This window comes from Pseudobacillus sp. 179-B 2D1 NHS (genome assembly GCF_045370945.1).
In the GTDB taxonomy this organism is placed as follows: domain Bacteria; phylum Bacillota; class Bacilli; order Bacillales; family Domibacillaceae; genus Pseudobacillus.
Genome location: NZ_JBIQDP010000010.1, coordinates 85,945 through 97,793 on the forward strand (window position 1 = coordinate 85,945; position 11,849 = coordinate 97,793).

Consider the following 11,849-nt stretch of genomic DNA (forward strand, 5'->3'; position numbering starts at 1 on the left):
TCTTTATTTTCATAGATTTTACTTGTCGTCTAAAGCTACAATCCCTGGAAGCTGCTTACCTTCCATGAATTCAAGCGAAGCACCGCCACCTGTTGAGATATGGCTCATTTTATCAGCCAAATGAAACTTTTCAACCGCTGCTGCAGAATCTCCGCCGCCAATGACTGAATATGTACCTTCTGCTTCCGCAAGAGATTTGGCCACTGCCTTTGTTCCTTCAGCAAAAGCATCCATTTCAAATACACCCATTGGTCCATTCCAGATCACCAGCTTGGATGAGTTGATAGCTGCTTGATAAAGACTGCTCGTTTTCGGACCAATATCAAGCGCCATCCAATCCGCTGGGATGTCTTCGATGTCGACGACTCTTACTTCTGCGTCTTCAGAAAACTTATCGGCAACCACAGCATCAATCGGCATTAGAAAGGCAACACCCTTTTCTTCTGCTTTTTTCATAAATTGCTTTGCCAGTTGAATCTTGTCTTCTTCAAGCAGTGACTTCCCGATTTCATAGCCCTTTGCTTTAACAAACGTAAAAGCGAGACCACCGCCAATGATTAAATTGTCCACTTTATCAAGCAAATGATCAATGACATCAATTTTATCTTTCACTTTAGCGCCGCCAATAATTGCGGTGAAGGGCCGCTCCGGATCAGATAACGCTTTACCGAGAACATCTAGCTCTTTCTCCATAAGGAAGCCTGCAGCTGCTGGGAGATGATGGGCAATCCCCTCTGTTGATGCGTGGGCCCGGTGAGCAGCGCCAAAGGCATCATTAACGTAGAGATCAGCAAGTGCTGCAAATTGCTTTGCTAACTCTTCATCATTTTTTTCTTCTCCTGGATAGAAGCGGACATTTTCCAGCAATAGGACCTCTCCGTCTTTCATTGCGGCGATCTTTTGCTGAACTGCTTCTCCAAAGGCTTCATCGACTTTTTTTACCTCTTTGCCAAAAAGCTGGGACAAACGGGCTGCCACAGGCGTTAAGCGTAATTCTTCTTTTACTTCGCCTTTCGGACGGCCAAGATGGCTTGCCAAAATGACTTTCGCCCCTTGGTCGGACAAATATTGGATGGTTGGAAGCGCTGCCCGAATACGTGTATCATCCGTTACGACACCGTCCTTCATCGGCACGTTAAAATCCACACGGCAAAACACACGCTTTCCTTTCACATCCAAATCTTTCATCGTCTTTTTGTTCATCTAAAAAGGTCCTCCCTCTTCAATAGAAAAATAAATAAAAAGGAGGGGGATCTTTTTTCCCCGCTCCCCTTTCATCCCATTTACATTATAGATGTTGGGTTATCATTTTCCAATAAAGATATTGAAAAATATAACACATTTTCTTATTAGTATCACACTATTCGAATTAGAGACCTTTTTGAGCAATATAATCAACAAGATCGACCACTCTGTTAGAGTAACCAGTCTCATTATCATACCAGGATAGCACTTTCACCATATTGTCTTCTAGCACCATAGTAGATAAGGCGTCAATTGTAGAAGAAGCAGTGCTTCCATTATAATCACGTGAGACAAGTGGTTCCTCACTGTAAGCAAGAATTCCTTTCAACTCACCTTCAGCTGCCGCTTGCAATGCATCATTTACCTCCTCAGCCGTCGTATTCGTTCTTAGTTCAGCAACCAAATCAACAACAGAAACATTAGGTGTTGGCACACGCATCGCCATGCCGTTTAACTTGCCTTTTAATTCAGGCAGCACGAGCGAAACAGCTTTCGCCGCTCCTGTTGTTGTCGGGATAATATTCTCTGCTGCCGCACGTGCACGTCGATAATCTTTATGAGGCAAATCTAGAATTTGCTGATCATTTGTATAAGAATGGACAGTTGTCATCATGCCACGCACAATACCAAATTTATCATTTAGCACTTTTGCAAATGGTGCCAGACAGTTTGTTGTACAAGATGCATTAGAAAGGACATGATGGTTGGCCGGATCATACTTATCTTGGTTTACACCCATTACAATTGTGATATCTTCATCCTTTGCTGGTGCTGAAATAACAACTTTCTTTGCTCCTGCTTCTAAATGCTTTGCAGCGTCTTCCCGTTTTGTAAAACGACCAGTTGATTCAATAACCACTTCTACGCCAAGCTCTCCCCAAGGAAGAAGGGCAGGATCACGCTCAGCGATTACTTTTACTTTTTTGCCGCCAACAACAATATATTCTCCCTCTACGGCGATATCTTCTTCTAATGTGCCGTGTACGGTATCATATTTCAAAAGGTGGGCGAGCATCTCTGCATCTGTTAAATCATTCACCGCTACCACTTCTATAGAAGGATTTTTCAACGCCGCACGAAAAACGACACGTCCAATACGTCCAAATCCATTAATACCAACTTTTACTGTCATATAAATCGCTCCCTCTTCAAGTTATTAAAAATTTTATAGTGAACAGCCTTTGAACATATATCAGCTGTTTATTTGACTCCAACAAAATTATTGTTCAGCTAATAGCTGCTCAGCTGCCGCTTCATCTGTGATGAGCACTGTAATCTTCGGTGCTCCACGCAGATAAGAACGGATGGCTTTTCCTTTTGATGTTCCGCCAGCGACTGCAATCACATCATGGGCGGAGGCAAGATCATCGAGCTGCAAACCAATTGTTGACACTCTATGAACAATTTCTCCCTCTTCATTAAAGTAATAACCGAACGCTTCGGCAGTTGCCTTTCCGTCTTTAACTTTCTGAAATTCCTCTTCAGGGGTGTTTCGGCGCTTCGCCATCGTAATTGCCTCACCGATTCCATGCAAGACGAGAGTAGAAGACTTAATAAGCTCAAGCACTTCCTTAATAGTTGGCTCTTTTAAGATCGACTCATGGGTTTCCCGGCTAATTTGATCAGGCGCGTACAACAATTTATGTTTGCTGCCTGTGTTCGCTGCCATTTTTGCTACGATGGAGTTTGCCTGATTTAAGAGATCTTCACCAAGTCCCCCTCTTGCTGGTACAAAAACCACGTCCTTTTGGCCAGCAAAATCTGCTGTCATTGCCTCAGCTGCTTCGAGCGTTGTTGTTCCCCCTGTTACTGCGATGATATTATTTGCCAGTAGACGCTGTTTTATACTATTTGCACATGCTTTTCCAAGCTCTTTTTTTACCCAGGAGGATTGATCGCTGTCTCCATGAACAATGATTACTTCATCCAGCCCGAACTGCTTTTTCAGCTTCTCTTCCATCGTATGTATACCCTTTATACTGCCCATCAACTCCTGTAATTCTTCAAGAACAGACATACCTTCTTCTGTTAGAACCATGCCGGTTGTGCGGTAGTCAATTAAGCGCTGTGCTTTTAAAAAATCCACCTCTGCTCTAAGTGTTCGCTCTGTAAATCCGAGCGATTGCGCTAACAATCTTCTGCCAACTGGCTGTGACAAGCGGATCGACTGCAAGATTTCATATCTTTTTTGTAAGACATCAAGCAAATCAGGCACAATTTTTTTTTGAATATCAATAATTGTTTGCATCTGAAACCCCTCGTTTGAAACAGGGACGTTTTTTGTCCCTTTCATTAAAATCATGTCCCACCCAGGATAAAAAAATAAATCCCTGTTACACCAAACATTCTAACAGGGAAGGTACTGAAAAGCAATTGATATGAATTTTCTTTAATGAATAATCTAGGAATCAAGCTTAAGTCTAATGGTAGGATAGTCTACATCCCCAAATTGCACAATTTCTCCATCTAATTCAATAACCGGAATCATTAAACCATACTTTTCAGTTAACTCATCACTTTCATCAATGTTAATTTCACGAACATGAAACGGCGTTTCTTCCCGTACCAGTTCCAACGTACGCTTCGCTTCTTCGCAGAGCCGGCATTGGGGCCGCGTATAAAAACAAACTTCTTTCATCCGTTTTATTCCTCTATTCTCAGTCGTATCTTTTTCTTTTTGATGAAGAAGGAATAAAGAGCTGATCCCGATACTTTGCAACCGTTCTTCGTGATACTTTCCATCCTTCTTCTTTTAGAAGATTACTAATTTCTTGATCGGAAAGCGGCTTTTTCTTATCTTCGCCGTTAACAAGCTCAGTAATCTTTGATTTTACCTGTGCAGCTGAAGCCGTTTCTTCTGTCCCGCCGGACAAGCCTGCTGGGAAAAATGTTTTTAATTCGTATGTGCCATAGGGAGTCTGCATATATTTCCCCCGAACAGCCCGGCTGACAGTTGATTCATGAATCTCAAGCTCATCAGCAATTTCCTTCATTGTGAGCGGCTGCAAGCGGCTAGGCCCATAGAAGAAAAAATCTTTTTGCTTTTCGACAATCTTTAGGCCGACACGCTGAATCGTTCTTTTGCGCTGCTCTAGACTTTTTAAGAGCCAAAGATAATCTTTCTGCTTATCTTTCATAAATTCCTTTAACTGCTCATCTTTATGGCTTGCCAGCTCGTCAAAATAATCTTTCTGAAACACAATTTTCGGCATTTCATCTTCCAGCAAATGCACTTCAATAGAATCGTTTTTGAGCGCAACCGTTAAATCGGGACGGACATAGGTTGGCTGTTCATAGTGAAAACGAGAGCCAGGCTTTGGATTGAGCTTTTGAATAAAATCAGCAGCCTCTTGAATCTCCTTCACGTCAACGCTCAGCTTTTTGGCAACAAGACGCCAATTTTTCTCAGCAAATTCAACAAAGTAATCTTTAATAATAGCTGGGACAAGCGGTGGCACATCTTTCATGCGTTCGAGTTGCAAAAGCAAACAATCTTGTAAATTCGCCGCTCCAACACCCGCAGGTTCCAAATCGCGAATTAACTCCCATACCTCTGCCACCGCCTCTTCGTGACAGCGACACATTTGTGTAGCCTCTTCAACTGTAATCGACATATAGCCGTTTTCATCCATATTATATAATAAAAAATCAAGTATGCGCCTTTGATCCGCAGTCATCGGCACGATCGAAAGCTGCATTCTTAAATAGTCTGTAAGTGTCTGGGAGTGATCAGCTAAATGCTCCACCCAGTTTTTGTCTTCTTTCTTTTCTAGTCTCCCTTTGCGCGTTCCTGCCTTCTCTTTCGGCTGAAGCGCTTTCATTTCGGATACTTCTAATTGAATAAATGGATTCTCCATTGTTTTCGCTTCTAAAAATTCGGTTAACTCCTGGGCAGAGTATTGCAGCAAAGCAATTGCTTGTGTTAATTCCTGAGTCATCGCGAGTTTCATCGTTTGCTGCTGCCAAAGTCCGGGCTTTAAATGCATACTCAAGTTCCTCTCCCCCTTCCTACTCTATTATACAACAGGATCAAAATTTGAGAATGAAAATTTAGAATTTTTCACTCACTGCGTTACATAAAACGGGGAAGTCACAGCAAAATAAATTAAACGATCCGCGTCAGAGTAAGGTTTTCAGCAACCAACTAAGGAAATCAAGCCGCAAAGAAAAAGTTCTAAAATAAAGAGTAGAAAACCTTTATTTTGTTAGTTCTATAACATAAATGGATATTATATACTTTTTAATGGGTTTACATAAAAAGTTAGATAATGAGCAGCCCATCTATAGTTCCTCGCTCGCTATTTAGCCTTTTGGTCAAACAGCTAGCTTATCGCTTGTTTGACTTCCCTTTTTATGACGGTCCTTTCATAACTGATCGTTGTTGATGGCTAGAGAACTATGCATCACTATTTGACCTAACAAAAAAAACCCACAGCCTCATGGCACTAAGCCAGGAAAACTGTGGAGCTTTGCTTGCTGTACGCCCTCGGCAGGAATCGAACCCACATCTTAAGAACCGGAATCTCACGTGCTATCCGTTGCACCACGAGGGCTTAATCAGTACACTACAAAATTATAGCGGAAACCTTTAGCAAAAGCAATCATTATTTGAAAGTTTTCTCACAAATAAGTTCTGTTGCTTTTCTTACAGGTTTAGCAGGAATTCAAGTGGGTATAATAGAAATCTATGAAGAAGAATCATTTTCCAAATAAGCCATATTATTTGACCTTAATTGACCATCAATGTATGATACTACTACATAAGAATTTCTAACTATTTCATTTTTCAAGGAGGAAAGAAAATGAATTTAATCCCTACAGTTATTGAACAGACGAATCGCGGAGAGCGTGCTTATGACATCTATTCACGCTTATTGAAAGACCGCATCATTATGCTTGGCAGTGGAATTGATGACAATGTAGCCAATTCTATCGTATCTCAGCTCTTGTTCCTTGAGGCAGAGAATCCAGAAAAAGACATCTCCATTTATATTAATAGCCCAGGCGGAAGCATCACTGCCGGCATGGCTATCTATGATACCATCCAGTTTATTAAGCCGGATGTTCAAACGATTTGTATCGGCATGGCAGCATCTATGGGAGCTTTCCTGCTGGCAGCTGGAGCAAAAGGCAAACGCTATGCTCTTCCAAACAGCGAAGTCATGATTCACCAGCCTCTTGGTGGAGCACAAGGACAGGCAACTGAAATCGAAATTGCTGCTAAACGCATTCTCTTCTTGCGTGATAAATTAAATCAAATTCTAGCCGATCGCACTGGACAGCCGCTTGAAGTGATTGCCAGAGACACAGACCGCGATAACTTTATGACTGCTGAACGCGCACTTGAGTATGGTTTGATTGATAAAATTTTGACACGCAACGAACTTCCTAACAAGTAAAATAAAAAAGGCTGCTCTAAAAACCAGCAACCCGCTGGCTTTGGAGCAGCCCTTTTGCTTTCTACATGGATATAAAGTCATCGGTTGAAGAAATATGATGTCAAAGTATTTATGTAGTGGCCACCGGGCTTTGCACATCTGTAAAACGCTTCTGCACATCGCCCGCTATTTTTAGTAGTTCCCTTCTTTTTCAACGAACTCAACAAGGGCTGCCATTGCTTCTTCTTCATCACGGCCGTCAATAGACAATGTCACCGTGCAACCGCGATTAATCGCTAAGCTCATAATTCCCATAATACTCTTAGCATTGACTTTCTTTCCTTCCTTTTCAAGATGAATTTCCGAAGAAAAGCGATTTGCCTCCTGAACAAATAATGCAGCTGGCCGTGCTTGCAGTCCTGTTTTCAATTGAACTTCTGTTGTTTTTTCAATCATAACTATCTCCTCTTTCAATTATTTATTAATTGGTTCATTTGCTCGTAGTTTTTCAGCGATTTCATCAATCTTGCGCAACCGATGATTGATGCCCGATTTACTGATTGCCGTGCCTGATACCATTTCACCAAGCTCTTTGAGAGTGACATCTTGGTGGGCTACACGCAATTCAGCAATTTCACGCAATTTGTCTGGCAATACATCCAAACCGACAGATGATTCAATAAAACGGATGTTTTCTACTTGGCGCAAAGCCGCACCGATCGTTTTATTTAAATTAGCCGTTTCGCAGTTCACAAGACGGTTAACGGAATTGCGCATGTCTCTCACAATGCGGACATCCTCAAAGCGCAACAATGCACTGTGAGCCCCTACAATATTAAGAAATTCGGTGATTTTTTCTGCTTCTTTTAAATAGGTGATAAATCCTTTTTTACGCTCGAGCGTTTTACTGTTTAAGTCAAAGCTATTCATCAGCTCGCACAAAGCATCATTATGCTCTTTGTAAAGCGAAAATATCTCTAAATGATAAGAAGATGTTTCAGGATTATTTACAGATCCTCCTGCCAAAAACGCACCGCGTAAATACGAGCGACGACAGCATTTTTTTTCAATTAAGGACGAAGATATATTGTGCACAAAAGAAAATGAATTTTCAATAATCGCTAAATCCTCAAGAATGTCACGCGCTCTTTCTTTTAAGCGAACGATATATATATTATTTTTTTTCAGTCTCATTTTCTTTCGTACGAGCAATTCTACTTCTACTTCATAGTTTTTCTTTAACAGTACATAAATTCTCCTGGCAATCGCTGCGTTTTCTGTCTGAATATTGACGACAAGGAGACGATTGGAGAAAGAGAGCGATCCATTCATGCGGATGAGCGCTGAAAGCTCGGCTCTAGCACAGCAATCCTTTACCTCCAGCGTCGTTAGCTCTTTCTTTGTTTCAGAAGCAAATGACAACTACGCCACCTTCTTCCATTTATTTTTTATCCTCAATGAGCCGAAAAAGAATCTCAGAAACCTTATTTGTATCATGGCGAACCACGCCACCTTCACGAATCGCAATTTCATCAAAAATAACATTTAGGCCCAATGATTTTAATAAATCAACATCATAAAAGACTGGCCTTGCTCTTTCCTCTTTATATTTTTCCTGGATGTATTCCGGGATCGGGTCATTATTCACTAAAATGGTATCGATGAAGCGACAACTCATATGATCATAAATGGCTTTTACATGGTCACTTGCTGTGAAGTCAAGCGTTTCGCCGGCCTGGGTCATCAAATTGCAGATATAGACTTTTTTGGCAGGTGACTGGCATACTTCCTCGCCAATTTGCGGAACAAGCAAATTAGGCAAAATACTCGTATACAAGCTGCCTGGCCCGACAATAATTAGATCAGCCTCTCTGATCGCTCGGATCGTTTCAGGCAAAGGTTGGATATCCTCCGGTGATAAAAACACCCGCTTAATCCGCTTGCCGGAATAAGGAATTTTCGATTCCCCGGATACCACTGTGCCGTCGTCCATTTCTGCATGAAGCACAACGCTTTGATTGGCTGCTGGCAACACCTTACCACGAACATTTAACACTTTGCTCATTTCCTGCACCGCATGAACAAAATCACCAGTAATTGACGTTAACGCTGCAATCATCAAGTTGCCAAGCGAATGCCCCGATAATTCATTTTTCGTGCTAAAACGATGTTGAAACAATGTTTCTACAAGCGGTTCTACATCTGACAAAGCAGCTAACACATTGCGAATGTCCCCAGGAGGAGGGATATTCAGTTCATTCCTCAAACGTCCGGAGCTCCCCCCATCGTCAGCCACAGTGACAATCGCCGTTAAATCAACCGGATGCTTTTTTAGTCCGCGCAGAAGGACCGATAACCCGGTTCCGCCACCAATAATTACTACTTTCTTTTCTTGTTTTTGCCTCATGGCGCTTGAACCGTTCTTTTATTAATATCCCGGTGAGTAATCCGGGTTTGATAATCGCTGGCAAAGTAGTTTCCAATGTGTTCCGCTAAAGCGACCGAACGATGTTGGCCGCCGGTGCAGCCAATCGCAATAACGAGCTGTGACTTGCCTTCCATTTTATAATGAGGCAACATGAAAGAAAGCAGATCAATCACTTTCTCAAGAAATTTCTGTGTATCATTCCATTTCAGTACATAGCTGGATACATCCTCTTCAAGCCCGGTGCGCGGTCTAAGATGGTCCACATAATGCGGATTAGGTAAAAAGCGGACATCAAATACGAGATCTGCATCAATAGGTAGACCATATTTAAAACCGAAAGACATCACATTCACAGTGAAAACTGACTTCTTATTAAGTGAGAACTCACTTAAAATTTTCTCGCGTAAATCCTTGGGCTTCATGGCAGACGTATTATAGATAATATGCGCTCGTCCTTTTAAATCCTCCAAAAGGGCGCGTTCCTGCTGAATACCGTCGAGAGGAAGACCAGTCGGTGACAGCGGATGAGAGCGCCGCGTTTCTTTGTATCGGCGAACAAGCACAGAATCCTCTGCTTCTAAAAATAATAATTTAGGGGTAACAGAAGACATCTCAGCCGCTTCATCTAAGGCTTGAAAAAGATAATCAAAAAATTCCCGGCCACGCATATCCATTACGACTGCTACTTTGTTCATTTGATTGCCTGAGTCCTTCATCAGCTCTAAAAACTTGGGCAGCAAGGTCGGCGGTAAATTATCTACACAGTAAAAACCAAGATCTTCAAAGCTTTGGATAGCCACTGTTTTTCCCGCTCCGGACATACCGGTAATAATAACCAGCTGCATTTCGCTTCCCGCTTTATTGCTCATTCTCATTCCCCTCTCTCTTTTAGCGGTTATGCCAGCAATTTGCTCTGTACATATCTCTTTTATTAATTTGGATCAAGCCGGTAGGAAAGCAGCTTAAAATCAGGCGTATATGTAAAAGCCCCATAAATCACCCCAGTGCCATGTACCATGTATTCTAAAATGTGGCGATCACCTTCCGCCATCGGCAGTTCTTTTATTTTTTCAACCGGGTGCCATTCCAGCTGGCCTTCTTCGCATTCTTTAATCGATACGCCATCACTTTCCTGAGCAAAAAATGTAAACATCATCCACTCAGAAACAATATCGTCACCATCTTTAATAATAAATGTGAAAATGCCTTTTACAGCTGGCCGGCGTAAATAAATACCCGTCTCTTCTCTATATTCACGAATGACAGCATCGCGGATCGACTCCCCTGGCTCCATTTTCCCACCCGGAGCGACCCACCAGTTGCGACGAGGCTTTTGCAGAAGCAGTACTTTATCATCTTTTAACAACAAGCAGTTTGTTACACGTTGCACATTTCTTCACCTCCGGGTAAGTCCGGCTTCCAACAGAAACCGGGTAATCCGTCTCTTCTCTCATTCTTATTATTATACTATGTTCACTCCATTGATCTCAATGATGGGTTCCGCTAAGAAAACGTTTCCGCTCTAAAATCAGAAGATAATATAGAAAAGCTAGCCTTTTCTTCATAACAGAACCTTCTATTAAGCCGAGAACCTAAAAAAAGAGGGTGCTCCATACCGGCAATTCCAGCGGCTGCTTTCAGCCGCGGAAGTCAGTGCCGGTTATCGGAACAACCTCGTCAAAAGGGATATGATTAAATATAGGGGGTGTATCAGATTACTCAATTAATGTAACACATTTTTATTGCAGCTTCATTACGAGCCGATTAACAATCTGTTAAACTTACGCTTCTACCCCTAACTCTTCTTTCAATTCTTCCACAAAGTTTTGGGCCGCTTGAGCTGCGATGCTTCCATCCCCAGTTGCTGTTACGATCTGGCGGAGTGTTTTTTCACGCACATCACCTGCCGCGAAAATGCCAGGTATCTTTGTTTCCATTTTTTCGTTTGTCACGATATAGCCAGCATCATTAGTAATGCCTAAATTCAAAAACGGCTTTGAAAGCGGCAGCATACCTACATAGATAAACACACCATCAGCCGGAAATTTCTGCTCTTCGCCGTTCTCTGTAGACACGAGTGTGACGCTGCCGACTTTTCCGTCTTTTTCATTTATTTCCTTTACTGTATGATTCCAAATAAAATCCACTTTTTCGTTTTTGAATGCCCGATCTTGTAAAATCTTTTGGGCACGAAGCTCATCACGGCGATGAACAATCGTTACATTTTTAGCAAAGCGGGTTAAATATGTTCCTTCTTCAACGGCCGAGTCGCCGCCGCCAACAACAACAAGATCTTTCTCTTTGAAGAATGCACCATCACAAACCGCACAGTATGAGACGCCACGGCCTGTTAATTCTTTTTCACCAGGTACGCCGAGCTTTTTCCATTCGGCTCCTGTCGTAATAATTACTGAGCGGCCTTTAAAGTCTTTTGCGCCTGCTTTGATGATTTTATACTCTTTGCCGTCGACAATTTCCTTAATATCACCATACGCATATTCAGCGCCGAATTTTTTCGCATGGTCAAACATTTTCGTAGACAAATCCGGACCGAGAATATGGTCATACCCCGGATAATTTTCTACTTCCTCTGTGTTTGCCATCTGCCCTCCAGGCACGCCGCGCTCAATCATTAGCGTAGAAAGGTTCGCACGCGATGTATAGACAGCGGCTGTCATTCCTGCTGGTCCCGCGCCGATAATAATGACATCATAAATTTTATCTTCTGCTGCCAAAGCTAGCCACTCCTTTTCCTTCGGTACTATATAGATACCCTAAATCGTATAATTTATTCTCTT

12 protein-coding genes and 1 tRNA gene are annotated in these 11,849 nt (G+C 42.1%); 1 reads left to right on the forward strand and 12 read right to left on the reverse strand.

Annotation, left to right across the window (positions count from 1 at the left end):
- Positions 1-18 precede the first annotated feature (18 nt).
- From ACH0BF_RS11920 to ACH0BF_RS11945, 6 genes are all read right to left on the reverse strand, one after another.
- On the reverse strand, positions 19-1,203 hold the full coding sequence (locus ACH0BF_RS11920; protein WP_340852385.1) for a phosphoglycerate kinase: 1,185 nt from the start codon (positions 1,201-1,203) through the stop codon (positions 19-21).
- A gap of 166 nt (positions 1,204-1,369) precedes the next feature.
- Positions 1,370-2,377: a type I glyceraldehyde-3-phosphate dehydrogenase gene (gene gap, locus ACH0BF_RS11925; protein ID WP_340852384.1), complete on the reverse strand. Its 1,008-nt coding sequence runs from the start codon at positions 2,375-2,377 to the stop codon at positions 1,370-1,372.
- Positions 2,378-2,464: 87 nt separating this feature from the next.
- Positions 2,465-3,493 (reverse strand): sugar-binding transcriptional regulator, encoded by a 1,029-nt coding sequence (locus tag ACH0BF_RS11930; RefSeq protein ID WP_340852382.1) that lies wholly within the window; start codon positions 3,491-3,493, stop codon positions 2,465-2,467.
- A 153-nt stretch (positions 3,494-3,646) separates the two neighbouring features.
- Positions 3,647-3,883, reverse strand: a complete 237-nt coding sequence (locus ACH0BF_RS11935; protein ID WP_120034664.1) for a glutaredoxin family protein — start codon at positions 3,881-3,883, stop codon at positions 3,647-3,649.
- 19 nt (positions 3,884-3,902) lie between these two features.
- A complete protein-coding gene (gene rpoN / locus ACH0BF_RS11940) occupies positions 3,903-5,231 on the reverse strand; it encodes an RNA polymerase factor sigma-54 (protein WP_120037928.1) in 1,329 nt (442 codons plus the stop codon).
- Between the two features lie 495 nt (positions 5,232-5,726).
- A tRNA-Arg gene (locus tag ACH0BF_RS11945) sits at positions 5,727-5,798 on the reverse strand.
- Positions 5,799-6,047: 249 nt separating this feature from the next.
- Here ACH0BF_RS11945 and clpP point away from each other — a divergent pair.
- Entirely contained in the window at positions 6,048-6,644 is a 597-nt protein-coding gene (clpP, locus tag ACH0BF_RS11950) for an ATP-dependent Clp endopeptidase proteolytic subunit ClpP (protein WP_120034666.1), read from the forward strand.
- A 171-nt stretch (positions 6,645-6,815) separates the two neighbouring features.
- Here clpP and ACH0BF_RS11955 read toward each other — a convergent pair whose 3' ends face one another.
- The 6 genes from ACH0BF_RS11955 to trxB form a co-directional block, all read right to left on the reverse strand.
- Entirely contained in the window at positions 6,816-7,079 is a 264-nt protein-coding gene (locus ACH0BF_RS11955) for an HPr family phosphocarrier protein (RefSeq protein WP_120034668.1), read from the reverse strand.
- Between the two features lie 18 nt (positions 7,080-7,097).
- Positions 7,098-8,045 (reverse strand): DNA-binding protein WhiA, encoded by a 948-nt coding sequence (gene whiA / locus ACH0BF_RS11960; protein WP_340852378.1) that lies wholly within the window; start codon positions 8,043-8,045, stop codon positions 7,098-7,100.
- A gap of 19 nt (positions 8,046-8,064) precedes the next feature.
- Positions 8,065-9,030, reverse strand: a complete 966-nt coding sequence (locus ACH0BF_RS11965; protein ID WP_340852375.1) for a gluconeogenesis factor YvcK family protein — start codon at positions 9,028-9,030, stop codon at positions 8,065-8,067.
- Entirely contained in the window at positions 9,027-9,920 is an 894-nt protein-coding gene (gene rapZ, locus ACH0BF_RS11970; RefSeq protein WP_120034672.1) for an RNase adapter RapZ, read from the reverse strand. The genes ACH0BF_RS11965 and rapZ overlap by 4 nt, the downstream gene beginning before the upstream one ends.
- A gap of 62 nt (positions 9,921-9,982) precedes the next feature.
- Entirely contained in the window at positions 9,983-10,441 is a 459-nt protein-coding gene (locus tag ACH0BF_RS11975; protein WP_049664749.1) for an NUDIX domain-containing protein, read from the reverse strand.
- Between the two features lie 391 nt (positions 10,442-10,832).
- Positions 10,833-11,786 (reverse strand): thioredoxin-disulfide reductase, encoded by a 954-nt coding sequence (trxB, locus tag ACH0BF_RS11980; RefSeq protein WP_259455610.1) that lies wholly within the window; start codon positions 11,784-11,786, stop codon positions 10,833-10,835.
- Positions 11,787-11,849 lie beyond the last annotated feature (63 nt).

Coding starts and splice junctions, on each gene's coding strand:
- ACH0BF_RS11955 (WP_120034668.1), bottom strand. CDS start 7,079: ATGATTGAAAAAACAACAGAAGTTCAATTGAAAACAGGACTGCAAGCA.
- ACH0BF_RS11965 (WP_340852375.1), bottom strand. CDS start 9,030: ATGAGGCAAAAACAAGAAAAGAAAGTAGTAATTATTGGTGGCGGAACC.
- clpP (WP_120034666.1), top strand. CDS start 6,048: ATGAATTTAATCCCTACAGTTATTGAACAGACGAATCGCGGAGAGCGT.
- ACH0BF_RS11920 (WP_340852385.1), bottom strand. CDS start 1,203: ATGAACAAAAAGACGATGAAAGATTTGGATGTGAAAGGAAAGCGTGTG.
- ACH0BF_RS11935 (WP_120034664.1), bottom strand. CDS start 3,883: ATGAAAGAAGTTTGTTTTTATACGCGGCCCCAATGCCGGCTCTGCGAA.
- ACH0BF_RS11930 (WP_340852382.1), bottom strand. CDS start 3,493: ATGCAAACAATTATTGATATTCAAAAAAAAATTGTGCCTGATTTGCTT.
- gap (WP_340852384.1), bottom strand. CDS start 2,377: ATGACAGTAAAAGTTGGTATTAATGGATTTGGACGTATTGGACGTGTC.
- rapZ (WP_120034672.1), bottom strand. CDS start 9,920: ATGAGCAATAAAGCGGGAAGCGAAATGCAGCTGGTTATTATTACCGGT.
- rpoN (WP_120037928.1), bottom strand. CDS start 5,231: ATGCATTTAAAGCCCGGACTTTGGCAGCAGCAAACGATGAAACTCGCG.